Source organism: Polynucleobacter campilacus (assembly GCF_002206625.1).
In the GTDB taxonomy this organism is placed as follows: Bacteria; Pseudomonadota; Gammaproteobacteria; order Burkholderiales; family Burkholderiaceae; genus Polynucleobacter; species Polynucleobacter campilacus.
Genome location: NZ_NGUP01000003.1, coordinates 363,608 through 386,271, shown reverse-complemented (window position 1 = coordinate 386,271; position 22,664 = coordinate 363,608). Strand labels below are relative to the sequence as shown.

General features: G+C 44.6%; 22 protein-coding genes and 1 pseudogene. 9 read left to right on the top strand and 14 right to left on the bottom strand.

Going from position 1 to position 22,664, the window contains the following annotated elements; all coding sequences use genetic code 11:
* Nucleotides 1–26: 26 nt before the first annotated feature.
* From CBI31_RS05355 to rsmA, 4 genes are read left to right on the top strand one after another with little or no spacing between them, the layout of a single operon-like run.
* Nucleotides 27–2,549, top strand: a complete 2,523-nt coding sequence (locus CBI31_RS05355; protein ID WP_088525370.1) for an LPS-assembly protein LptD — start codon at nucleotides 27–29, stop codon at nucleotides 2,547–2,549.
* Between the two features lie 17 nt (nucleotides 2,550–2,566).
* Nucleotides 2,567–4,000, top strand: a complete 1,434-nt coding sequence (locus tag CBI31_RS05350; RefSeq protein ID WP_240553751.1) for a peptidylprolyl isomerase — start codon at nucleotides 2,567–2,569, stop codon at nucleotides 3,998–4,000.
* Nucleotides 3,975–4,982, top strand: coding sequence for a 4-hydroxythreonine-4-phosphate dehydrogenase PdxA (gene pdxA / locus CBI31_RS05345; RefSeq protein WP_088525369.1), 1,008 nt, complete (start codon nucleotides 3,975–3,977; stop codon nucleotides 4,980–4,982). The genes CBI31_RS05350 and pdxA overlap by 26 nt, the downstream gene beginning before the upstream one ends.
* 3 nt (nucleotides 4,983–4,985) lie before the next feature.
* The gene (rsmA, locus tag CBI31_RS05340; protein ID WP_088525368.1) at nucleotides 4,986–5,762 is read left to right on the top strand and encodes a 16S rRNA (adenine(1518)-N(6)/adenine(1519)-N(6))-dimethyltransferase RsmA; all 777 of its coding nucleotides are present in this window, start codon (nucleotides 4,986–4,988) and stop codon (nucleotides 5,760–5,762) included.
* 6 nt (nucleotides 5,763–5,768) lie between these two features.
* On the opposite strand, the gene CBI31_RS05335 is transcribed toward rsmA, so the two are convergent.
* Genes CBI31_RS05335 through CBI31_RS05295 form a run of 9 tightly spaced genes read right to left on the bottom strand, consistent with a single transcriptional unit; the run spans nucleotide 5,769 to nucleotide 15,729 of the window.
* Complete coding sequence (locus CBI31_RS05335) at nucleotides 5,769–6,503, bottom strand: lysophospholipid acyltransferase family protein (RefSeq protein ID WP_088525367.1); 735 nt, start codon at nucleotides 6,501–6,503, stop codon at nucleotides 5,769–5,771.
* A gap of 7 nt (nucleotides 6,504–6,510) precedes the next feature.
* A complete protein-coding gene (gene gmhB / locus CBI31_RS05330) occupies nucleotides 6,511–7,083 on the bottom strand; it encodes a D-glycero-beta-D-manno-heptose 1,7-bisphosphate 7-phosphatase (RefSeq protein ID WP_088525366.1) in 573 nt (190 codons plus the stop codon).
* Nucleotides 7,080–9,218 carry a glycine--tRNA ligase subunit beta gene (glyS, locus tag CBI31_RS05325; RefSeq protein WP_088525365.1) on the bottom strand — a complete coding sequence of 713 codons (2,139 nt, stop codon included), beginning with the start codon at nucleotides 9,216–9,218 and terminating at the stop codon, nucleotides 7,080–7,082. Before glyS ends, gmhB begins: the two co-directional genes overlap by 4 nt.
* Before the next feature lie 24 nt (nucleotides 9,219–9,242).
* Entirely contained in the window at nucleotides 9,243–10,127 is an 885-nt protein-coding gene (gene glyQ / locus CBI31_RS05320) for a glycine--tRNA ligase subunit alpha (RefSeq protein ID WP_088525364.1), read from the bottom strand.
* 59 nt (nucleotides 10,128–10,186) lie between these two features.
* Nucleotides 10,187–11,683: an apolipoprotein N-acyltransferase gene (gene lnt / locus CBI31_RS05315; protein ID WP_240553749.1), complete on the bottom strand. Its 1,497-nt coding sequence runs from the start codon at nucleotides 11,681–11,683 to the stop codon at nucleotides 10,187–10,189.
* Nucleotides 11,684–11,727: 44 nt separating this feature from the next.
* Nucleotides 11,728–12,567, bottom strand: a complete 840-nt coding sequence (locus tag CBI31_RS05310; protein ID WP_088525362.1) for an HlyC/CorC family transporter — start codon at nucleotides 12,565–12,567, stop codon at nucleotides 11,728–11,730.
* 56 nt (nucleotides 12,568–12,623) lie between these two features.
* Nucleotides 12,624–13,082: an rRNA maturation RNase YbeY gene (ybeY, locus tag CBI31_RS05305; protein ID WP_088525361.1), complete on the bottom strand. Its 459-nt coding sequence runs from the start codon at nucleotides 13,080–13,082 to the stop codon at nucleotides 12,624–12,626.
* Entirely contained in the window at nucleotides 13,072–14,418 is a 1,347-nt protein-coding gene (miaB, locus tag CBI31_RS05300) for a tRNA (N6-isopentenyl adenosine(37)-C2)-methylthiotransferase MiaB (protein ID WP_088525360.1), read from the bottom strand. Before miaB ends, ybeY begins: the two co-directional genes overlap by 11 nt.
* A 48-nt stretch (nucleotides 14,419–14,466) precedes the next feature.
* Nucleotides 14,467–15,729 (bottom strand): putative Na+/H+ antiporter, encoded by a 1,263-nt coding sequence (locus tag CBI31_RS05295; protein ID WP_088525359.1) that lies wholly within the window; start codon nucleotides 15,727–15,729, stop codon nucleotides 14,467–14,469.
* Between the two features lie 58 nt (nucleotides 15,730–15,787).
* Here CBI31_RS05295 and CBI31_RS05290 point away from each other — a divergent pair, with 58 nt between their 5' ends.
* Both CBI31_RS05290 and CBI31_RS05285 read left to right on the top strand, forming a co-directional pair.
* Entirely contained in the window at nucleotides 15,788–16,189 is a 402-nt protein-coding gene (locus tag CBI31_RS05290; protein WP_088525358.1) for a rhodanese-like domain-containing protein, read from the top strand.
* Between the two features lie 30 nt (nucleotides 16,190–16,219).
* Nucleotides 16,220–16,609: an OsmC family protein gene (locus tag CBI31_RS05285; protein WP_088525357.1), complete on the top strand. Its 390-nt coding sequence runs from the start codon at nucleotides 16,220–16,222 to the stop codon at nucleotides 16,607–16,609.
* A 34-nt stretch (nucleotides 16,610–16,643) separates the two neighbouring features.
* On the opposite strand, the gene CBI31_RS05280 is transcribed toward CBI31_RS05285, so the two are convergent.
* Both CBI31_RS05280 and CBI31_RS05275 read right to left on the bottom strand, forming a co-directional pair.
* Nucleotides 16,644–16,931: a glycine zipper domain-containing protein gene (locus tag CBI31_RS05280; RefSeq protein WP_088525356.1), complete on the bottom strand. Its 288-nt coding sequence runs from the start codon at nucleotides 16,929–16,931 to the stop codon at nucleotides 16,644–16,646.
* Nucleotides 16,932–16,978: 47 nt separating this feature from the next.
* A complete protein-coding gene (locus CBI31_RS05275) occupies nucleotides 16,979–17,341 on the bottom strand; it encodes a Rap1a/Tai family immunity protein (RefSeq protein ID WP_088525355.1) in 363 nt (120 codons plus the stop codon).
* Nucleotides 17,342–17,477: 136 nt separating this feature from the next.
* Here CBI31_RS05275 and CBI31_RS05270 point away from each other — a divergent pair, with 136 nt between their 5' ends.
* Together CBI31_RS05270 and CBI31_RS05265 are read left to right on the top strand one after the other, a co-directional pair.
* Nucleotides 17,478–18,680, top strand: coding sequence for an ammonium transporter (locus tag CBI31_RS05270; protein ID WP_088525354.1), 1,203 nt, complete (start codon nucleotides 17,478–17,480; stop codon nucleotides 18,678–18,680).
* A 45-nt stretch (nucleotides 18,681–18,725) separates the two neighbouring features.
* The gene (locus CBI31_RS05265; RefSeq protein ID WP_088525353.1) at nucleotides 18,726–19,250 is read left to right on the top strand and encodes a gamma carbonic anhydrase family protein; all 525 of its coding nucleotides are present in this window, start codon (nucleotides 18,726–18,728) and stop codon (nucleotides 19,248–19,250) included.
* A gap of 8 nt (nucleotides 19,251–19,258) precedes the next feature.
* Here CBI31_RS05265 and CBI31_RS05260 read toward each other — a convergent pair whose 3' ends face one another.
* Genes CBI31_RS05260 through CBI31_RS05250 form a run of 3 tightly spaced genes read right to left on the bottom strand, consistent with a single transcriptional unit; the run spans nucleotide 19,259 to nucleotide 21,548 of the window.
* Nucleotides 19,259–20,242 (bottom strand): Bug family tripartite tricarboxylate transporter substrate binding protein, encoded by a 984-nt coding sequence (locus tag CBI31_RS05260; RefSeq protein ID WP_088525352.1) that lies wholly within the window; start codon nucleotides 20,240–20,242, stop codon nucleotides 19,259–19,261.
* Nucleotides 20,243–20,272: 30 nt separating this feature from the next.
* Nucleotides 20,273–21,034, bottom strand: coding sequence for an SDR family oxidoreductase (locus tag CBI31_RS05255; RefSeq protein ID WP_088525351.1), 762 nt, complete (start codon nucleotides 21,032–21,034; stop codon nucleotides 20,273–20,275).
* A gap of 49 nt (nucleotides 21,035–21,083) precedes the next feature.
* The gene (locus CBI31_RS05250; RefSeq protein WP_088525350.1) at nucleotides 21,084–21,548 is read right to left on the bottom strand and encodes an Lrp/AsnC family transcriptional regulator; all 465 of its coding nucleotides are present in this window, start codon (nucleotides 21,546–21,548) and stop codon (nucleotides 21,084–21,086) included.
* Between the two features lie 201 nt (nucleotides 21,549–21,749).
* On the opposite strand from CBI31_RS05250, the pseudogene CBI31_RS05245 reads away from it, so the two are divergent.
* A pseudogene (locus CBI31_RS05245) lies at nucleotides 21,750–22,649 on the top strand (2-oxo acid dehydrogenase subunit E2); the annotation flags it as partial.
* Nucleotides 22,650–22,664 lie beyond the last annotated feature (15 nt).

The window sequence follows — 22,664 nt, the reverse complement described above, 5'->3', positions numbered from 1 at the left end:
TCGTATAATAAGGCTGGTCTGGATCCATGAGTCATTATCGCCGTCGCGCTGGCCTTTGCGCCCCTCTTTTTTTGGCTATAACCCTGCGCATCATCATGGGGGTGATATTGCTGCAACTCGCACTCCCGATTCGGGCGCAGGCGCCTACCCCATTACCCCCAGTTTCGCAGTCAAATCCCAATACTGTTTTATTACCAGACCGTGGCAACGTGACCATATTGAAGTTGGATGATCAGTTACGAGTTGGTCAGCCAATTGAAGATGGTAAATCATTGACCTTTACCTCTAGCGATGTAATTGATGGTGTAGTGGATCGTGATATGCATTTGAAAGGTCGTGCGCAGATTCGTCGCAATGGTGCAGTTCTTAAAGCAGATGAAATTACCTATGACCCTGACACCGATATTGCCAATTTAAGCGGTAACGCAGAACTTTCTAAAGGGAACGTTGTCTTTAAGGGACCTAGCGGACAATTTAAAGTCGATGCACGTGAAGGTTTCATGGAGACGCCTACTTATGAACTGCGTGATAGTCGCGGAAGTGGCAAAGCAAAAAAATTAACGATTGATAGTCCTGACATTTTTGTCTTTGATAAAGCAACTTATACAACCTGTACTCCAGAAAATATGGACTGGTATTTCACGGTCAGCAATCTAGAAATCGATAACGAGCAAAAAGAAATGGTTGGTACACACGGAGTGATGCGATTCTTTGATGTACCGATTGCCTACACTCCCTACTTCACCGCTCCGACAGGAGGTCAACGTCGTTCAGGGCTTCTTGCTCCAGTTGCTGGTTATAACTCGAACAATGGTTTGGATATTACCCAGCCTTATTACGTCAATATTGCACCAAATCGCGACTTACTTTTATTGCCTCGTTACATGAACCATCGGGGGACGATGTTGGGTGCGCAATACCGTTTCTTAGATACAAAATACGCTGGGACTCTCGGTGGCGAGTTTTTGCCATATGACAAACAAACTGGCACTGATCGATGGAAATACGACTGGCAGCAACGACAAGCATTTACCGGAGGAGTTGGACCGGGCGGAGCGCCCTTGCCTGGCTCATGGACGGGTTATGCAAATATGTCTAGAGTTTCGGATAACTTATATCCTACGCATTTTTCACAAAGTCTAGCAGGGGTTGTCACCAATCAATTCCGCCAAGAGGTTGGAACAACAAAGGGCCTTACAGGTAGTTTGAGTAATTGGAATGTGTCAGCTAGAGCAATGACATTTCAAACTCTTCAACCAGATCCTACTGTTACTGTTCAGTCGCCTTATAACGTTTTGCCAAATGTTACAGCTACATATAACAATCGCTTAACTCCAGTTTCTGCAAGTGCAAACGATAAATATTTAACTTTACCGACTGGACCGACAACAACTTTTTCTACTGACTTTACGCGCTTCGCCTATAACATTCAGGGACATCTAGCTGCTACAGCTCCAGGTGTTTATAGTCAGGCCGATAGAACGGTAGTGAAGGGTGCAATGGCTTTGCCCCAAGTTACGCCAGGTTATTACCTTACGCCCAAGGTGAGCTTTCAATCAAATAGCTATAACGCAACTCCATTTAATACTCTTGGGGTGGCCCCAGTTCAAGGCTTCACCATTCCAACATTTAGCTTGGACTCGGGTATGGCGTTTGAGAGGGATGCTGCCGAGCTGAAAGGATTCTTTGGGCGCGATATGTTGCTGACAATGGAGCCAAGGGCTTTTTATGTCTATACGCCATATCAAAGTCAGGCGCAGACACCAATTTTTGATACTGCCGATGCCGGTTTTGGCGTATCTCAAATTTTTGCTGAAAATTCATTTGTTGGTAATGATCGTATTGCTGACAGAAATGCAGCAACCTTGGGCATGACTAGCAGAATGATCGAGGCCAATACGGGTGCCGAGAGAGCCAGCGTAACTCTGGCACAGCAGCAACAATTTACTGGCCAGAAAGTAGGTTTAAACGGCAATATTGTTAATCCCTCAACTTATTCCGATACTTTGGGTTCTGCCTCAGTACGTTTACTTGGAAATTTTAGCGCTGATATGTTTGGTCAGTACAACACTCAGCTTAATCGCTTAGTACAAACTACAGTGGGAGGAAGCTGGAGGCCTACCCCTGGCCGAAGCCTGAATTTTGGATACCGTAATGTGTGGTCGCCGCCAGTCCAAGCATCAGTGCAAAACAATCAACTCTTTACCCCATCTGCAACTACCACTGATCAGTACAACATCTCTGGACAATGGCCACTCTCGCGCGAACTATCTGTATTGGGTCGCTGGGGTTATGATGCCTTGACGACTAAAACTTTAAATACTTTGATTGGTTTAGAGTGGACAAGAGATTGCTGGACATTCCGTAGCGTCTACTCACAAATACTAAATACCTCTCAAATAACTACTACTCAAGTGCTCTTCCAAATAGAATTTAGGGGCTTTGCTAGTGCCGGTAGCAATCCAGTTGATATCATGAAGCTAAATGTACCTGGATATATGCCCACGTCAAAGCCTATACCCCCTTCAATATATGAGAACTATCAATGATGCTTTGTAGGAATCACTTGAAACAGAACCTGACTACCGTCCTACTGCTAGGTGCCGTTTTATTTTCGGGTATTGCCCACTCCCAAGATTCTGCTAAGACTGGCAATACAACAGAGAAAAAGATTCGCAATATCGATGGCGTCGCTGCGGTAGTAAATACAGGTTATGTCACCCGCAAGGAAATCGATGATCGAATCGTAATGCTTCAGAAGCAGGGTACGAAGTTACCTGACTCTACGAATTTAAGATCATTAATTTTAGACCGACTCATTATTGAAAAAATTCAATTACAAAATGCCGAGCAAGAAGGCATCATAGTCACGAATAAAGAGTTAGATCGAATTATTGGAGATATCGCCTCTAAAAATAAAGCGAGTTATGCCGAGTTCAAGTCCAAAGTCATTGCTACGGGACTATCATTTGAGCGTTATAAACAGAATTTACGTGAAGATATTATTGTTAGCCGGTATCGAGAGCGTTCAGTAGACACTCAGATCAAGATTTCAGATGCTGAGATAGATAATTTCATTGCTGATCGCATGCGGGCAATGGCTGGTGGAGGCGACCAACGTTCTGCACCACCAGTTAAAGGGGGTCCAGAAGAAATTGATGTTGCTCAGATTTTTATTCCTGTCGATGCGGGTGCCGGCGCAAGCGCTCAAGCAGAAGCAAAGAAGCAGGCTGAGGCCTTGCTGCGTGATGCAAAAGGTGATGTAGACTTTTTGCAACTCGGCGCTGCTGCCGCAAAAGAAAATCCTAAAATTAAATTTCAAGCTTTAGGTTATCGCAGCCCTGATCGTTTGCCACAATTATTCTATGAGGCTGTCCGAAATACTGGTGGCGGGCAGGTTGCAGGCAGCGTTGTTAAGAGTCCAGCGGGATATCACGTACTCAAGGTTTTAGACCGTCGCGCTATTGGCGTAGCCCCTGCTCAGCAAGCCTCAACGCAAGAGCCTGTGTCTACAACCCCCCAAAATATTCCAATTACCCAAACGATGTCACGTCATATTTTGTTAAAAAATAGGCCAGGGCTAACCGATCAAGATGCTGAGAGGCGCTTGCAAGGTTATCGCGATCAAGTACGTGCTAAGACTGCGGATTTTGGGGAGCTCGCTAAAAAATATTCTGAGGATGGCTCGGCTCCAAATGGCGGTGATTTAGGTTGGATGAGCCCCGGCGATTTAGTGCCCGAATTTGAGCAGGCGATGAATCGACTTCAAATAGGTGAAGTGAGTAATCCGGTCAGGTCTGAATTTGGTTGGCATCTCATTCAGGTGTTAGAGCGTCGTGAAGCACAGTTAACGGTAGAAAAACAGCGAGAATTTGCGCGCGCTGCTATCCGTGAAAGAAAATTCGAACAAGCTTATCAGGACTGGGTGCGTGAATTGCGCGATACAGCAACTGTAAAAATCTTGAACACAGACGATGCAGCCGACGCCGCGCTTCGTTAAATTAGTAATCACTACTGGTGATCCTGCTGGTATCGGACCAGAAGTTTCTTTGGCTGCAGCAAAGAATTTTTTGAGTGAGCAACCTGATGTACAGATAACTTTATTAGGCGATACAAGCTTATTTAAAGATTCTTCAGGTAAAAACCTGAGCACTCCTGAGCGTTTAATGATTGAGTCAAGTTCACTTGGTTCACCCATGGTCCCAGGAGTTTTAAATCCTGCCAATGCTCAATATGTCCTCAATCTTCTTGATCGAGCTAGCGAAGCTTGTCTAAATGGGGATTTCGATGCGATGGTTACAGCGCCAGTTCAAAAAAGCCTAATTAATAGTGCTGGTATTCCTTTTACTGGACATACTGAGTATTTAGCGCAGCGCTGCAATACAAAGCACGTAGTCATGATGTTATGTGCTCCATTGCCTGCTGGTTTTTTGGGAATTAAGTCTCAAAGGGACTTAAGAGTTGCTTTGGTAAGTACCCATCTTCCCTTGAAGGAAGTTTCTGCATCTCTAAGTTACGAGCTTTTGCTTGAAACGATTCAAATAGTAAGCCAAGATCTGCATACAAAATTTGGTATCACCAGCCCAGTGATTCGGGTTGCTGGTTTAAATCCGCATGCTGGAGAATCGGGTTATTTGGGGCGCGAAGAAATTGAGATGATTACGCCTGCAATTGAGGCTGCTAAACAGCAAGGTATTAGGGTTTCTGGGCCTTATCCTGGGGACACCATGTTTGATGCCGCAGCACTAGAGCATGTTGATGCATTTATAGCGATGTATCACGATCAGGGGTTGGCTCCTTTTAAATTTGTCACATTTGGCGGTGGCGTGAACGTCACTTTAGGTTTGCCAATCATTCGTACTTCAGTAGACCATGGAACCGCATTGGATATTGCTGGAAAAGACATTGCTGATTCTGGCAGCATGCTTGAAGCTCTTCGTTTAGCTTATACACTCGCTCTCAATAAAAGAAATATCAGCTAAGTAATGCATCGTGCGCGCAAACGTTTTGGGCAGAATTTTTTGCAGGATGATGGGATTATTTATTCGATCATAGCTTTAATCAATCCTGGCCCAGATATGCATGTGATTGAGATTGGCCCCGGTCTTGGCGCTTTAACCATACCTTTACTCAGAAATCTCGATCAACTCGATCTTCTAGAAATTGACCGTGACTTAGTGACTTATTGGAAGCAACAAAACCTTGACGACTTAACCGTCATCGAAGGCGACGCCTTACAATTTAATTTCCTAGAGTGGGCTAAGAATCGCTCTAATAAAAAAGGGTTCTGTAAGGTAGTAGGTAATTTACCTTACAACATTTCTTCGCCATTATTGTTCCACCTTGTTTCAGCTGCCTCATACATTGATGAACAAATATTTATGTTACAAGCCGAGGTGGTTGAACGGATGGTAGCAAAGGCGGGAGGCTCTGATTTCAGTAGGTTGTCTGTGATGCTTCAAGCTCGCTACGATATGGAGCTTGTTCTGGAGGTACCACCTGAGGCCTTCGAACCAAAGCCAAAAGTGAACTCTGCGGTGGTTCGCATGATTCCACGCAAAGACTTTAATTTAAGCAATACTCAGTGGAGCGCTTTAGAGCAGGTAGTTGCTGCAGCCTTTTCTCAAAGAAGAAAGATGCTGCGCACTAATTTGCAAGCGTTTTCGGAGAGGCTGGCTTTGACTGAGCTTGAATTAAAAGCTAGAGCACAGGATATTGCTGTAGAGCGATATATTGAGTGGGCTAAAGTTTTAGCCTCTTAAGCAATCTTATTTATAGGCGCTTGGATCAATTACTCGCATTTCAGATTCGATCCAACCCTCAACTTCTTGTTGTAATTCTTCACCTGATTTACCTTCAGAAATAATCGCTTGGCCAATCGAAAAGATCACTGTGCCAGGACGCTTTAAAAAGCTATTTTTAGGCCAGAAATTACCAGCATTGTGTGCAATGGGTATGACTAGAGCACCTGTGGCGCTTGCAAGACGCGCACCACCTTTACGATAAGGTTTAGTTGAGCCTCTAGGTGTTCTGGTGCCCTCTGGGAAAAGCATGATCCACTTACCTTCGCTCAGGCGTTTACGACCCTGGCTAGCAACTGATAGCGCTGCTGTTTGTTTATTTGCGCGATTAATGTGAATCATCTTCAGCAAAGCTAAGGCCCAGCCAAAAAATGGAATCCAAAGCAGCTCACGTTTAAATACGAAGCAAAGCTGTTTAGGTAGAAGGGCAATATAGGCAATCGTTTCGTAAGCAGATTGGTGTTTGCTAAGGATGACGACCGGTTGATCTAGTACTGCACGCATATGCTCCATACCTCGAATTTCATAATGGATACCGCATAGATGCCACAAAAGCCAAATGACTACTTTGTTCCAAAGTCCGATAAAGCTATACCGGTTTTCTGAGCTCAAAAAAGGAAATGCCAGCATACATAACACTGACCAAATCGGGGTAAAGATGAGAAGAAATAAAGCAAAGAGAGTAGAGCGCAAGTAGATCATTCTGTCTCTAAGCCTTGCCTTCTAGGAGTGCGTTTGCAAATGCCATCAGATCGGCATGAATCTGTGTACCTTCGGGTAGGTTGCCTTGATCGATGGTCTTTTGACCTTTGCCGGTAAGAACTAAGTGCGGTGAAGCACCTAAGGCAATACCAGCCTGTAGATCGCGCAAAGAATCACCAACAATGGGTACTCCCAAGAGGGGTTGGGTACTGTCCAACTTCTTATAACGTAAGGCAATCTCTTTAATGAGGCCAGGTGCAGGCTTACGACAATCACAGCCATGAGAATCTACATGCGGGCAAAAAAAGATACTATCAATGTGACCACCCAATGGCTGCAAGAGTTTATCCATTTTGCTGTGCATTGCATGCAAATCATTAATCGCAAAATAACCTCTAGATAAACCAGATTGGTTGGTAGCAATCGCTATTTGATAGCCTGCTTGATTTAGTAGTGCTATTGCTTCTAAGCTGCCTGGCAGTGGAACCCATTCATCAACAGATTTCACATAATCGTCGCGATCTTCATTGATCACGCCATCGCGATCGAGAATAATGAGTTTAGAGGAGCTGAGGCTCATGCTAATTTGCCGAGATCGGCAACGAGATTCATTTTCTGGTGAAGTTGTTGCAGAAGAGCTAGGCGGTTATCGCGTAACTCGGGATTAGGATCCATCACCATTACGTCTGCAAAGAACTGGTCAATTGGTGCGCTCAGAGCAACTAAAGTTTTTAAGAGTTCAACAAATTGACGCTTTTCATAGGCGGCAGTGAGTGCAGGGGTAATACCTTCTAAAGCTTTATGCAGGCTAGCTTCCGCAGGAATTTGCAATAACTTGCTAGAGCAGTTCGCTGGAATTGGCGTGCTTGTTTTCTTCAGAATATTACTAATCCGTTTATTTGCAGCAGCAAGTTGGCCCGCTTCAGGCAAAGCATTAAATTCACGTAAGGCAGTTAAACGTTGGATTAAGTCATTAATGTGCGCCGGTTCTTGGCTAAGAACAGCGTCGATTTCAGCACTGGTAAATGATTTTCCAGCAACGGACTGATCTCGGAGATAAGCACGTAAGCGATCGATGATGAATTCATAAATATCGGCAGAGTTTGCTTTTGCTTGGACGTCTTTTTGCGGAAACTGTACACGAGCCAAATCAATTAACTCAGGTAAACCTAAAGAGAGATTCTTTTCCAAGAGTAGACGGCAAATACCTAAAGCATGGCGACGCAGCGCATAGGGATCTTTATCGCCAGTGGGGGCTAGTCCAACACCCCAAATGCCAACGAGGGTTTCAAGCTTATCGGCAATAGCTAAGATTGTTCCAGTTGCAGTCTGCGGTAGGGCATCACCCGCAAAGCGTGGCATGTAGTGCTCGCTACATGCGGCAGCTACCTCAGAATCTTCACCGTCATGTGCTGCATAGTAGCTGCCCATGATGCCTTGTAGTTCGGGGAACTCGCCAACCATATCGGTTAGTAGGTCAGTTTTGGCAACCTCTGCAGCACGACTTACTAGCTTTTCGTCGGCATGAAGTTTTTTTGCAATACCTACAGCAAGACCTTGAACACGCTTAGCGCGCTCTAGCTGACTGCCTAGTTGATTGTGATAGACCACCTTGCCAAGATCGGTAACGCGGGAAGCCAAAGAACGTTTTTGATCTTGTTGGAAAAAGAAACGGGCATCTGCAAGGCGTGGACGTACAACCCGTTCATTACCAGAAATAATGGCATCTGGCTTAGTAGTTTCAATGTTAGAAACGATTAAGAAGCGATTACGTAATTTTCCTTGCTGATCAGTCAATGCAAAGTATTTTTGATTAGTTTGCATAGTGAGAATTAAGCATTCTTGCGGCACTTCCAAGAATTCTTGATCAAATTGACATTCGTAAATAGCTGGCCATTCAACCAGAGCAGTCACTTCATCTAATAAGCTATCAGGCATCAATACAAGATCACTGCCAGCTGCCTTTAAGAGTGCTACTTCAATTTGTGCCCTACGCTGATTAAAACTAGGAACTACCTTGGCCTTGGTTTGTAGCTCATTTTCATAGCTATCTGCAGTTGCTATAGTGATATTGCCAGGCGCTAAGAAGCGATGCCCTTCTGTTTGGTTACCCGCATCAATGCCTAAGGCGCTAATGTTCAGAGTTTTACTGCCGTGCAAAGCAAGAATGCGGTGCGCTGGCCGTGCAAATTGAACATCAGCTAATTGACCATCTTTCTGCAGCACTTGATAGTGCATCATTTTGGCAATTGGTAATTTACTAAGCGTTTGCTCAAGCGCTGTTTGTGCAGTGTGTTCTAGTGCTGCACCCTTGGCAATCACATTAAGGTAGAGCGCTTCATTTTTACCTTCACCAGACTTCTCAAGGGTGGCAATATCAATCTCACCATAACCAAGCGCACCTAATTTTTTTAGTAAAGGCGGAGTTGCTTTTCCTTGAGCATCAAAAGCAATGCTAGTCGGAAGTAGTTTTTCGCGTACTGGATAGTCGGGCGCTTGATCAAGAGCATTACTGATTTGAACTGCCAGGCGACGTGGTGTAGCAAAGCTAGTTGCCTGTGATAAGTCATTTGCTAAGCCAGCAGACTTTAAGGCGGTAAAGATTCCCTCGCTAAAAGCATCACCTAAGCGACGTAGTGACTTAGGAGGCAATTCTTCGGTGAATACTTCAATTAATAAAGTAGCAGACTGAGAAGATGAATTGGTTGTGCTCATAAATAGATTGCTGGGATCTGGAGCCTAAGCCCTAGCTTGGCGTTGACACATTGGGAAGCCTAGCTTTTCACGTGACTCAAAATAAGCTTGAGCTACTGAGCGAGAAAGGTTGCGAATACGGCCAATATAGGCTGCACGTTCGGTGACTGATATAGCACCACGAGCATCAAGGAGGTTGAAGGTATGTGCCGCCTTCAGGACCATCTCATAGGCCGGTAGAGCAAGCGGTACTTCCATTAAGCGTTTTGCTTCACTCTCATAATTTGCAAAGTTTGCAAATAAAAATTCAGTATTTGAGTGTTCAAAGTTATAGCAAGATTGCTCCACCTCATTTTGGTGATATACATCACCATAAGAAATACCGTCCGCCCAAACGAGGTCATAAACATTTGAGCAATTTTGGATATACATCGCTAAACGTTCAATGCCGTAAGTAATTTCGCCAAGCACGGGCTTGCAATCTAAGCCACCCACTTGTTGGAAATAAGTGAACTGAGTCACTTCCATGCCATTTAACCAAACCTCCCAACCTAAACCCCAAGCTCCTAGAGTGGGGTTCTCCCAATCGTCTTCTACAAAACGTACATCATTTTCTTTGAGATTAAGGCCTAATGCAGCTAGTGATCCAAGGTAGAGCTCAAGAATATTTTCAGGGGCCGGCTTTAGAACAACTTGATATTGGTAGTAATGTTGTAGGCGGTTTGGATTCTCACCATAGCGACCGTCTTTGGGTCGGCGGGATGGTTGTACATAAGCTGCTTTCCAAGGCTCTGGACCGATAGCACGAAGAAAGGTCGCGGTATGCGATGTGCCTGCGCCAACCTCAAGGTCGATGGGCTGCAAAAGGGCACAACCTTGTTGGTCCCAATAATCTTGAAGTTTGAGAATGATTTGCTGAAAAGTAAGCATGATTAACCTGGCTAAGCCGTTGATTTTACATGGCTAGCAGGGTCTAGAGTCAAAAATGACTAAAAACGTCGATGACGAATCAGGCCCCAGATCAGCAGGAGGCAGGAAATGCTCAAAATTGGCAAATTACCCCAAATGACATACGGTGTTTTACCTGCATATGGCTGGAGCTGGGCGCTTAAACTTGCTTGAGTAAATTCGGGGAGGGCGTCCAGTATCTTGCCATCGGCACCCAAGACCGCGGTAATACCAGTATTCGTAGCGCGTAAGGCTGGCAGACCTGTTTCAAGCGAGCGCATTTGGGATAGGCGCAATTGTTGTGTGGGGGCTTGTGATTGTCCAAACCAGGCAAGATTGGTCATATTAATCAGCAAGTTAACGGGTGCTTCACTATTCTGAATGCGAGAAGCTAGCTCGCCACCAAATACATCCTCATAACAAATCGTGATGGCAGCATGAATCGCAGATTGATTTTTGCGTGCAATCTCAAAGGGCTCTTGCTTAAGACTTCCTCTAGCGAAATCACTCATCGGTACGTTAAAGGCTTGGACAAACCACCGAGAACCTAGTGGAATAAATTCGCCAAATGGTACCAAGTGAGATTTATCGTAATGGTATGGAGCAGTATTTGGAGATAAGCCAGTTGCTCGGTTCGTGTACTGCATACCCTTATCAGTTCTCACTTCACCAATCAGACCAAGGAGAAGATTGCTTGAGCTGCTATTTGAGAAGTTTTGCAAATAATTCATCAAGCTAACTGGAAGATTATTTTGAGGCCATGGAAATGCAGTTTCAGGAATGATGACAAGATCAGCCTTCTGCCTCTTAATTTCATTGGCGTAGAAATCAATTTGTTGATTGATTTCCAGTGGATTGAATTTCAGACTTTGCTCAAAATTTCCTTGTATCAGACGAATACTAATAGGCTCACCAAAGGGTTTAGTAAAAGAAATGAATCCTGCCAGTTGTGAAATCGTAAGGACAGCAGCAATACTAATGACACTAATTTTGAAACGCTGTTTGAGATGAAAAATCTCCCAAGAAGTCCAGATCACTAAAAAAGTACAGGCCAGCCCACCAAAAAATGGGGCTATGGATGCAAAGGGTCCATTGACTTGCGTCTCTGCAAAACCCATCCAAGGAAAGCCGGTAAATATTTCTTCGCGTAGGTATTCACCAAGCACCCAACTTGAGGCCAGCAACAGACCTGATACATAAGAGGATTTAAAGAGTCTTATTGATATGCATGCGATTGAGAAGTAGAAAGCAACATACGTCGAGAGTAAAAAAACCGCCATGCAGGAAAGTAAAAAATTCATGCCGCCAACATCATGCAGGCTGATATAAAGCCACCAAAGCCCCGCAACAAAGTAGCCAATACCAAATGTGAGACTAGAGAAAAAGTACTGTTTGAGTGAGCAATCTTTTAGTAGGCTAAGTCGCCACCAAAGGGTGCTGAGTAAGGGGATTTGTATCCAGCCACCATATGGCAGTTCGGCCGCTAAGGCAATGAGAGCGCCTAAAACTGATAACGTGATGAGTACTAATACGTTCACGCTTCGATGGGCCTTGCCAGAATCCAGATCAAGCAAGGTGATTCTCAGTCTACGGTTTTTGGTATTTGACGTGCCAGCAAAATATGAACTTGTCTTGGGTCGGCACGTAGTACTTCAAACTCAACACCATCCATTGCAATCAGCTCACCAATTTTTGGAACGCGGCCCAGATGCTGAACCACAAGACCCGCTACAGTTTCAATATCTTCCACTGCAAATTCAGTGCCGAGTGCTTCATTCAACTGCTCGAGTTCAGTAATGCCTTTTACTCGAATATCACCGTTATCTAAAGAGATAATATTGTCAGCCTCTTCATCGATATCGTGCTCATCCTCAATATCACCAACGATTTGTTCAAGCACATCCTCGATAGTGATAATGCCGGCTATACCACTATATTCATCGACTACAACCGCTAAATGATTGCGGTTATCTTTGAAGTCACGCAAAAGAACGCTCAAGCGCTTTGATTCAGGAATGAAGACCGCTGGACGAAGCCAGTCACGTACTTGGAAATCTTTTTCTGTTGCGTGCCTTAGTAAATCTTTAGCTAACAGAATGCCAATCACGTTATTACGACTACCCTCAAATACTGGAAAGCGGGAGTGTGCTGCTTCAATAACGGTTTTAATCAAATCACCAAGAGGTAAGTTGATATCGATCCAATCAATTTGAGCACGAGGCACCAAGATATCGCGGGCACAGAGTTGACCAACCTGAAATACACCCTCAATCATCGAGAGTGCATCAGCATCAATGAGACCTTCAGTTTGTGCCTCACGTAGTGTGGCGATTAACTCTTGGCGTCGTTCACTAGGCTTGGTTGGCAATGGTGATAAAAAAGCAGCTAAGCGATCTAAGAGGGATTTATTGGGGTCGGGCATTTAGCAAGAATAGCGTAGAAATAAGTTAAATCAATGAATCTGTATCAGATCATGAATTATTGGTCTAGATAGGGGTTAGTAAAGCCGAGTTGATGCAATATTTTGATCTCAAGAACCTCCATTTTTTCGGCATCTTTTTTAATCTCATGGTCATATGCTTGAGCATGGAGGCAGCCGTGCACGATCAAGTGGGCCAAATGGTCTTTCAGGGACTTATTCTGCTCTTTTACTTCTTTTTGAATGACAGGTAGGCAAAAAATAATGTCTGCAGACAAACTATTCTTGGAGAGCTCATACGGAAAAGTCAGGACATTGGTTGCGTAATCTTTTTTACGAAAAGAAAAGTTTAATTTCTGACCTTCGGTAGCATTCACAAAACGCAATGTTAATAAGCCGCCATGGTCTGTTGTAGCCTTCACCCATTTTTTGATCAAAGTAGCAGAGGCGGCCTTAGATACAGCGGCCTCAATAGCTGGACTTGCATACTGAATATCAATGGTGAGTTTAGTGGGCATGGACTTCGACTAATTCGCCTCTTAAGGTGTAATTGAGTACTTCAGTAATGCGAATATCAACCATCTGTCCGATCAGCGATTCAGTTGCCTGGTCGGGTGCTGTGAAATGCACAACGCGATTATTCTCAGCACGACCTTGTAAGTTGATGCCATCTTTTGCTAAGCCTTCAATCAAAACCTTCTCGGTATTACCCAACATTTTTTGGCTGATTTGATTTGCCTGACTCTCAACAAGTGCTAACAGCGTTTGTAGGCGCTTTAGTTTCGTTTCGTATGGCGTGTCATCAGTGAGATTGGCAGCTGGTGTTCCTGGACGCGGACTAAAGATAAAGCAAAAACTATTGTCGAACTCAAGCTCACGAACCATCTTAAGGAGCTTTTCAAAGTCTGCCTCAGTCTCACCAGGGAAGCCCACGATAAAATCACTTGATAAGGTCAAATTAGGTCTTACGGCCCGCATTTTGCGAATGATACTTTTGTATTCCAATGCGGTATAGCCACGTTTCATGGCCGATAGCATTGAGTCAGCACCATGTTGAACTGGCAGATGCAAATGACTCACCAGCTTAGGAACTTTGCCATACACATCTATTAGGCGTTGCGTGAATTCTTTAGGGTGGCTAGTGGTGAAGCGAATACGCTCAACCCCTGGAATATCAGCAATGTATTCAATCAGCAAAGCAAAGTCGGCGATCTCATCTGTATCACCCATTTTGCCAAGATAGGCGTTGACGTTTTGACCAAGCAAAACAATCTCTTTGACTCCCTTGCTGGCAAGTCCTGCAACCTCTGTAAGAACATCATCAAACGGCCTTGATACTTCTTCTCCGCGTGTATAAGGAACTACGCAATAGCTGCAGTACTTGGAGCACCCTTCCATAATAGAGACATAGGCAGATCCTCGTGTTTGGCGCGATGCTGGCAGATGATCAAACTTTTCAATTTCAGGAAAAGAGATGTCGACCTGAGAGGTGCCAGTCTTACGACGTTGCGCAAGCAGGTCAGGTAGGCGGTGCAATGTTTGCGGCCCAAAGACTACGTCAACATAGGGCGCGCGACTGACAATTTGTTGCCCTTCTTGACTTGCTACACAACCACCAACACCAATTAATAAATGAGGCTTAGTTTTTTTAAGTTCACGCAAACGCCCTAGGTCGGAGAAGACTTTATCTTCGGCCTTTTCTCGAATGGAACAAGTATTGAGAAGAACAACATCGGCATCTTCTGGGGTATCGGTCATGACCATGCCTTCGTTGGCATGCAAGAGGTCGGCCATCTTGCCCGAGTCATACTCGTTCATTTGACAGCCAAAAGTTTTGATATAGAGCTTTTTCATATGCCGTTCTCAGGTTTATAACTGGGGGCGAAGCTTAGATTTTAACGTCTATATGAGTCGGTAAGCCAAAATTGCCACTATTGTTGGTGGAAGTGCGGCTATTAGGAGATAAAGGGCTGATACAGCTCCATTTGGAAAGTGTTGCCGCAAGATAGCAATCCCTGCTGGATTGGGTGCATTGGCGATGACAGTCAATCCGCCGCCAGCAACCGCCCCTCCCACTAAGGCCAGCTTGAAATCCAAGGAAGTATCTGTGACTAAGGATCCCAAATAAGTCAGCGCTGCATTATCTGTAATCGCCGTTAGTGCAAGACTGCCATAAAAGACTGCAGTAGGACTCATCTTTTCAAGAATCGGCTGTAGCCACCATCCTTGCAATGCGCCTAAGACTACTAAGCCGGCCAAGAAGAAGCCAACCAATAAAGCCTCTTTCAAAATCAGTGGGTTTTGATGTTTAGGGTATGCAGTGGTGTAGCCAATGAAGAACAGTAGTATCCACATAAAGATCACTGGGTCATGAGCGAACACCACAACGCCAAGTAAAAAAAGTAAATGCATCAAAATCACTGCCAGTGGTATTTTGACTTGCTTGGTGCTGCTACTTGGTTCTATCAGCTGACGATGAAATAGCAATGTAGCCCCAAGTGCATTAACAAAGATTGCAATGCATGATTCAATGCCGAAATTAGCAAACATGAACGCTGAGCTCCAACCCCAAGTTGAGGCAACCATCAGTACTGGCGGTGCGGCGAAGTTAGTTAGGGTTCCGCCAATGGAGACATTGACAAAGAGCACGCCCAGTGTGCCAAATAGCAATGCCTTTGAGCACTGGTGCCGATAGACTAAATCACGTAACAAAAATGCTGCCAACGTCATGGCTGCAGGTTCTGTAATGAGGGATCCTAATAATGGCGTGATTGATAGTGTCAAGAAATATAAGGAAGGCGCGCTTTTAATGCGCAAGATGAACCGGAGCCCTTTTGCAAGCAGGTGCAAAATCTCTGTAGAGATAAATAGAATAGGTTTGCTGCCCGCCACAATCATGATGGCAAATACGAATAAGGGCTCTGTAAAGTTACGCTTTGCTAAAAAAGCTCTTGCAGTATCCAAATCATCAATAAAACAAATGAAGATGATTAGGATGGCGGCCCAAAAGCCAAAAACAATTTCAACTTCGCCCAAGAGGTGCCAAAGCCCAGAATGGGTCTTTGTATTTTTGGCTAGAGTCTCAAAGTAGGCGGTGCAAAAAGTATGTAAAACTGCAATGGCAAAAATAATGCTGGCGCCAAGTTCTGTGGGGGTAAAGTTCATAGCTGGATGGTAGCAGGTGATTGAATACTCTAATACATTGTCACTTTAGGGGGTTTTGGTGAAATTGAAGATTGGCTATAAAGAGCTCATTGCTCAGGCAATGACCCAAATTGAAACGGTTTCGCTAGCAAAGGCGCAAGACTTGCTGGGGGATTCCAATACTGTTTTTATTGATATTCGTGATGTTCGAGAATTAGAGCGCGAAGGCATGATTCCAAATGCAATGCACGCTCCTAGAGGGATGTTGGAATTTTGGGTTGATCCTGATAGCCCGTATTACAAACCAATCTTTGGCGAGGGCAAGCGTTTAGTCCTTTATTGTGCCTCCGCTTGGCGCTCTGCCTTGGCGACTGAGACCCTACAAAGAATGGGGGTGCCTAATGTGTCCCATCTAGAGGGTGGGTTTAGTGCATGGAAAAAAGCCGAGCTACCCACAGTCGATAAGGCGAGCAAGTCCTAAGAAACATTATTCAATTGAATTGAGGTCATTATGAGAAAAGTAGAGTCACAGTTTGGCGAAGGCCCACTCCAACAAAAGTTAAGTACGGGTGATTTACATTTTTTATCTGATGCAGAAGTTAGCAAAGGCGGTAGTGGAACTGGGCCCAGTCCACATGAATATTTAGGCGCTGCTTTAGCGGCCTGCACAAGTATGACCTTAAAGATGTATGCCAGCCGTAAAGCAATGGGCCTAGAGAACGCTATCGTGATTGTGGATATTGAGCGGACAGATGATGTCGAAAAATTTACGCGCGATATTCAGTTGATTGGCAATTTAAGTGCAGCAGAAAAAGAGCGCTTAGTGGAGATTGCCAATAAGTGCCCTATACATAAAGCTTTAGCGGGGCAGATTCAAATAAAAACCCAGCTGGTAAATTAATACAAGCTGGGTTAATTAAAAGGTAATACTAGTTTTAGTTAGGCGCTTTAGCTGGCTGATTATTCTTACCAGCCTTGTAGCCAGAGTTATATTCTGATGCTTGCTCTTTCTTATATGCATCGTATACATAACCAGAGGCTGCGCCAACAGCCGCGCCACCGACTGCGCCCCAAATAGGATTGCCGTGGAAAATAGCTGTGCCGACTGCACCAGCAGCAGCGCCGATGCTCGCACCTGAAAGCGTGCGTTGTTCTGTATTACTCATATTTGAGCAACCGGTGATAGCAAGGGCGGCTGCTGTAATCGCGATAATTTTTTTCATATCAACTGATCCTTTAAATATATTTTGCGTTTACTAGGTTGTCTAAATTACTTGCTAGCGCAAGGAAAGCGTGTAGCCATAAAACCTAAAAACACACCTGAAGCTGGTTTATCAGCTACTTGTTGATTCGATTGTGCAAACTTTACAAAATCACCGATCACTTCATCGCGCGCAGGGGCCGGCTGCTTAACGCAAATAAATGGCTTGGCACGTTGTGGGTGACGTGTTGCTAAATAGGTTTCATAAACAGCAGTTGTAAATCCGATACAAAAACTACGGGATTCTGGGCTTGCGGGAAGTTTGCAAACATTTGCCAATTCTTGGGTGCTCAACACTTTGATGGTTTCTTGGGCCTGAGCTAGGCCAGAAAATGCTGCAAAAGCTGCCAAAACAACAAGGAATTTCTTCATGGGTTCCCCCTAAGGTATATGAAATTTCATCATAAACCATATATTGGACCAATTAACGCACTAAATAGGTGCATTTGGCACTTATTTGGGATTATTTTTTCCCCATAATGATGCAAAAAATAAGAGGGGAAATTTCATGGAAATTTTGAAAACAGGTACTGATGCTTTATTCATTTTGCTTGGTGCAATTATGGTTCTGGCCATGCATGCTGGTTTTGCTTTCTTAGAGTTAGGAACGGTACGCAAAAAGAACCAAGTTAATGCGCTGGTCAAAATCTTGGTGGACTTTGCAGTTTCAACCATTGCTTATTTTTTTATTGGATACAGCATTGCTTATGGCGTGAGCTTTTTCTCCGGCGCAGAATTACTGGCTGAGAAAAATGGTTATGAGTTAGTGAAGTTTTTCTTCTTGCTTACTTTTGCTGCTGCTATTCCTGCAATTGTATCTGGCGGTATTGCGGAGCGCGCTAAATTTAATCCACAACTGATTGCTACATTTGTATTGGTGGGTTTTGTTTATCCCTTCTTTGAAGGTATCGCATGGAATCAACACTACGGTATTCAGGCGTGGATCAAGGGGTTGACTGGCGAAGAGTTTCATGACTTTGCTGGCTCAATAGTGGTTCACGCAGTAGGTGGCTGGATTGCTTTGCCAGCAGTGATTCTTTTGGGGGCGCGTCGTGGGCGCTACACCAAAGATGGTCAGATTTCTGCGCACCCACCTTCAAGCATTCCGTTTCTTGCCTTAGGCGCATGGATTCTTGCGGTAGGTTGGTTTGGTTTTAATGTGATGAGTGCGCAAACGATTGATAAGATCAGCGGCTTAGTCGCAATGAACTCATTGATGGCGATGGTTGGCGGCACACTCGCAGCCTGGGTAGTTGGCCGCAACGATCCAGGCTTTGTATACAACGGTCCTCTTGCAGGTTTAGTCGCTGTTTGTGCGGGATCTGATTTGATGCATCCGATTGGCGCATTATTCGTTGGCTTAGTGGCGGGTGCATTGTTTGTTTATATGTTTACCTTCGTACAAAACCGCTGGAAGATCGATGATGTTCTGGGTGTTTGGCCGCTACATGGCTTATGCGGGCTTTGGGGCGGATTGGCTGCCGGTATTTTTGGAACGAAAGCCCTAGGCGGTATCGGTGGCGTCACCTTTACAGGTCAACTGATTGGCAGCTTACTTGGTGTCGGTATAGCCTTGCTTGGTGGATTTGTGGTCTACGGAGCGCTCAAGGTAGTGTTTGGTATTCGGATGTCCCAGGAGGAGGAATATGATGGCGCGGATTTGAGTGTGCATCGCATTTCTTCTACTCCAGACCGCGAGCCTAATTGGTAGTTTCATACTCTTTCTGTATAGCCTGATTCATACCTATAATGAGTCATGGCTATATTTGAACTAGACGGAAATGCTCCTCAGCTATCTGAGGGTGCTTGGGTTGCCCAGAGCGCTGAGGTGATCGGAAAAGTAGAGCTTCGTAAAAATGTGAGTATCTGGCCTAAAGTCGTGATCCGTGCTGATAACGATCTCATTCAAATCGGTGAAGGTAGCAACATTCAAGATGCATCGGTTTTACATGCCGATCCTGGCTTTCCGCTCATGGTTGGCAAGAATGTCACAGTAGGTCATCAAGTCATGCTTCATGGCTGCCATATCGGTGACGGAAGTCTGATTGGCATCGGCGCGGTCATCTTAAATGGCGCCAAGATTGGTAAAAACTGTTTGGTGGGAGCTGGAGCCCTAGTAACCGAGGGCAAAGAGTTTCCGGATGGCTCAATGATTATTGGCTCACCCGCTAAGGTAGTAAAAACATTAAGCCTAGAGCAAATCGCTGGTATTGAGGATATTGCTGGACGCTATATCAAGAATGCACAGCGCTACATCAAGACGCTTAAAAAGATCGCCTAAGTTTTTCATTACTCAACACTGAGTTTCAATTCTTTAGCTAAATTACTATAGTCAACGATTTCTTTGTTGATGCGCGCCTTGAGTTCTGCCGGCGAGCTTGGCAAGGGCTCAATACCAAGGGCTTGTAGTTGTTTTCGCATATCAGGATCATTGAGCACAGTCACAATTGCTCGATTCAGTTTGTCGATGATGGCTGGGTCAGTGCCTGCGGGCGCCATTAAGCCATTCCAGGTACCTACATCTATTGCAATCCCAGATTCAATCAGCGTGGGTACATTTGGTAGGACGCTTGAGCGTTTTGCAGTAGTGACTGCTAACGCTTTTGTTTTTCCATCTCTAATATGAGGAAGAGCCGAAGGTATCGTATCAAACATGACTGATACTTGGCCCCCAAGTAAATCTACAACAGCGGGCGCGCTCCCGCGATAGGGAATGTGGGTTAAGTTTGCCCCAGTTTTGATTTTGAACATCTCCCCAATCAGGTGATGAGCTGAGCCTGGCCCCACTGAAGCGTAATCATATTTTTCAGGATTGGCTTTAGCTAGGGCAACTAATTCTTTGATGTTATTGGCTGGGACGGACGCATTTACTACTACAACATTAGGGATCAATCCTACAGTTCCAATGGGTACCAAATCTTTATCAATACGGTAATTTAGTTTTGGGAAAACAGATTGAGCAATTGTGAGATGTAGAGTTCCCATGAGTAGGGTATATCCATCAGGAGTAGCTTTTGCAACAAAGTCTGCACCTACCGTGCCAGATGCTCCAGATTTATTCTCAATCACAATCGATTGGCCAAGGACTTTACCAAGCGCTGGACCTATATTACGAGCCATGGCGTCAGTACTCCCTCCGGCTGGAAAAGGAATCACAATTTTTATTGGACGACTTGGGTAATCATTTTCTGGAGCAGATATTGCATTTAAGCTTGGTAATAATGCAACAGTAATTGCAAGGCGAATCCATTTACGAAGATGTGTATTTTTCATGATCTATCCTGGACGGTTCTTAATTAATCATTAGCCTCTGCCAACAAAAGGCATCTTGGTCGCCATGATGGTCATCGACAGAATATTGCTCTCTAGTGGCAGTTGCGCCATATGCAAAACAGCCTCTCCAACGTGCTCTACATCCATGCGCGGCTCAACCTTAATGGATTGATCGGCCTGCATGATGCCGGCAGCCATACGTTCAGTCATTTCTGTTGCTGCGTTGCCAATATCAATTTGACCGCAAGCAATATTAAATGGACGGCCATCTAGCGCAATTGTTTTTGTCAAACCGCTAATTCCATGTTTAGTAGCAGAGTAGGGTGCTGACATGGGTCTTGGAGCATGCGCAGAGATTGAACCATTATTGATAATTCTGCCGCCTTGCGGAGATTGCGCTTTCATCATGCGAATGGCTTCTTGAGAACATAAGAAGGCACCACAGAGATTTGAATTCACAACATTCATCCACTGCTCATATGTCAGGTCTTCCATCGGAATCGCGGGCGCACCAATACCTGCGTTATTAAACAATACGTCAATACGTCCAAAACGTTCCTTTAGCGCGGCAAATAATTTCTTTACTTGCTCTGGTTTACCAACGTCACAGGTAACCGCTAGACAGTTTTCATTACTTCCGCCGATATCAACAATTGCTTTTTCTAGTTTTTCTAGATTGCGTCCAGTGAGAACGACTTGGTATCCACCTTTGAGAAGTGCCTTTGCCGCTGCTCTTCCAATCCCTACTCCAGCTCCAGTGACGAGCGCTACCTTATTATTTGTTTGTGGCATTACTTTCTTTCTAATAAATGTCTCAGATAAATTCTATATTGCCCAATATTTACTTAGGTAATGGTAAAGCAGTTTTATAGCGTACTTGCTTTAAGGCAAAGCTAGACCGAATTTTTTCAATTCCAGGTATTGGCGTGAGTTGCTCTAGGATAAATTTTTCCAGTGCGCCCATATCGGCGACTGCTACCCGAATTAAATAGTCGCTATCACCAGTCATGAGATAGCACTCCATCACTTCATCGTGCTCAGAGATGCGTTGTTCAAATTGCGCTAAGGCCTCTTTAGATTGCTCTTTCAGGCTAATCGAGATAAAGACGTTTAAGCCAAGCCCCAAAATCTTGGGATCAGCTAGTGCAACATAGTTACGGATAACGCCTTTATCTTTCAGAGCCTTTACCCTCATCAAGCAGGGTGATGGTGATAGGTGAACCCGCTTAGCTAACTCCACATTGCTATGGGAGCTGTCATTTTGTAGTTCATTCAATATTCTGATATCTATGGGGTCTAGTTTCATAAAATTCCTAAAATATTACATATATCAGCATATTATGCTGAAAATTATCGTTTATGACCAATAATTAGCATCCTATTTTGACTGTAATCCTACAAAATTAAGCCTTAGGTACAGCCGTCAATTTTTGGAGGGGTTGTGGGTATTGAAATTGCGTTTCCAGGGGTCCAAAAAGATCCAGCCATGATGAGGTCTGAGTGCTGGGCTGGCCCCTCGACCAGAAAATTTGCCCGTGAATTTGGTGTTGATATTAGGCAGGTTCAAGGCAGCGGCCAAAGGGGCCGAATTACTAAAGAAGATATTGGGCAATTTATCAAGCGCTCAATGTTGGCAAAAGAAAGCTCTCCTCAAGTGCCACTAGGCAATGTCGGCTTTGATCTATTGCCTTGGCCTAAGGTGGACTTTGCAAAGTTTGGAGAAATAGAGCGTCAAGCTCGCAGTCGAATTCAGAAGGTTTCAGCCGCTAATCTTGCGCGCAATTGGGCGATGATTCCAGCCGTAACTTATCACGATGATGCGGATATCACTGAACTTGAAGAGTTTCGCGCTCAGTTGAATCAAGAAAATAAAAAAGACGAGGTAAAAATTACCTTATTAGCATTCTTAATTAAGGCCGCTGTTGCTGCTCTCAAGAAGTATCCAACATTCAATTCTTCACTTGACGGTGAAGATCTCATCTTGAAAAAATATTTCCATATTGGGTTTGCCGTAGATACTAAGGGTGGCCTAGTCGTTCCGGTGATTCGGAATGTAGATCAGAAAGGCATTCGAGAAATTGCGGCAGAAACTGCTGCCCTGGCCATACTAGCTCGCGAAGGAAGGCTGAAACCAGATCAGATGCAGGGCGCGAGTTTTACGATCTCTTCATTGGGTGGAATTGGCGGCACCTACTGTGCCCCGATTGTGAATGCACCAGAGGTAGCTATTCTGGCAGCCAATAAGTCTGCCATGAGGCCAGTTTGGGATGGCACACAATTTGTTCCGCGCCTGATGTGCCCGCTTTCAATGACTGCAGATCATCGCGTTATTGATGGCGCCTTAGCAACCCATTTCACTAACTATCTTACCCAGATATTGGGCGACTTTCGTAAAGTGATGTTGTGAATTTAAAGCATAAAA

What these genes read in the sequence shown, in the direction of transcription:
- CBI31_RS05250 (WP_088525350.1), bottom strand. Translation starts at nt 21,548, where the DNA reads ATGAAACTAGACCCCATAGATATCAGAATATTGAATGAACTACAAAAT.
- miaB (WP_088525360.1), bottom strand. Translation starts at nt 14,418, where the DNA reads ATGAAAAAGCTCTATATCAAAACTTTTGGCTGTCAAATGAACGAGTAT.
- CBI31_RS05275 (WP_088525355.1), bottom strand. Translation starts at nt 17,341, where the DNA reads ATGAAGAAATTCCTTGTTGTTTTGGCAGCTTTTGCAGCATTTTCTGGC.
- CBI31_RS05310 (WP_088525362.1), bottom strand. Translation starts at nt 12,567, where the DNA reads ATGCCCGACCCCAATAAATCCCTCTTAGATCGCTTAGCTGCTTTTTTA.
- CBI31_RS05355 (WP_088525370.1), top strand. Translation starts at nt 27, where the DNA reads ATGAGTCATTATCGCCGTCGCGCTGGCCTTTGCGCCCCTCTTTTTTTG.
- CBI31_RS05260 (WP_088525352.1), bottom strand. Translation starts at nt 20,242, where the DNA reads ATGAAAAATACACATCTTCGTAAATGGATTCGCCTTGCAATTACTGTT.
- CBI31_RS05255 (WP_088525351.1), bottom strand. Translation starts at nt 21,034, where the DNA reads ATGCCACAAACAAATAATAAGGTAGCGCTCGTCACTGGAGCTGGAGTA.
- CBI31_RS05265 (WP_088525353.1), top strand. Translation starts at nt 18,726, where the DNA reads ATGGCTATATTTGAACTAGACGGAAATGCTCCTCAGCTATCTGAGGGT.
- ybeY (WP_088525361.1), bottom strand. Translation starts at nt 13,082, where the DNA reads ATGCCCACTAAACTCACCATTGATATTCAGTATGCAAGTCCAGCTATT.
- pdxA (WP_088525369.1), top strand. Translation starts at nt 3,975, where the DNA reads ATGCAGCCGACGCCGCGCTTCGTTAAATTAGTAATCACTACTGGTGAT.
- glyQ (WP_088525364.1), bottom strand. Translation starts at nt 10,127, where the DNA reads ATGCTTACTTTTCAGCAAATCATTCTCAAACTTCAAGATTATTGGGAC.
- CBI31_RS05280 (WP_088525356.1), bottom strand. Translation starts at nt 16,931, where the DNA reads ATGAAAAAAATTATCGCGATTACAGCAGCCGCCCTTGCTATCACCGGT.
- CBI31_RS05295 (WP_088525359.1), bottom strand. Translation starts at nt 15,729, where the DNA reads ATGAACTTTACCCCCACAGAACTTGGCGCCAGCATTATTTTTGCCATT.
- rsmA (WP_088525368.1), top strand. Translation starts at nt 4,986, where the DNA reads ATGCATCGTGCGCGCAAACGTTTTGGGCAGAATTTTTTGCAGGATGAT.
- CBI31_RS05285 (WP_088525357.1), top strand. Translation starts at nt 16,220, where the DNA reads ATGAGAAAAGTAGAGTCACAGTTTGGCGAAGGCCCACTCCAACAAAAG.
- glyS (WP_088525365.1), bottom strand. Translation starts at nt 9,218, where the DNA reads ATGAGCACAACCAATTCATCTTCTCAGTCTGCTACTTTATTAATTGAA.
- CBI31_RS05270 (WP_088525354.1), top strand. Translation starts at nt 17,478, where the DNA reads ATGGAAATTTTGAAAACAGGTACTGATGCTTTATTCATTTTGCTTGGT.
- gmhB (WP_088525366.1), bottom strand. Translation starts at nt 7,083, where the DNA reads ATGAGCCTCAGCTCCTCTAAACTCATTATTCTCGATCGCGATGGCGTG.
- CBI31_RS05335 (WP_088525367.1), bottom strand. Translation starts at nt 6,503, where the DNA reads ATGATCTACTTGCGCTCTACTCTCTTTGCTTTATTTCTTCTCATCTTT.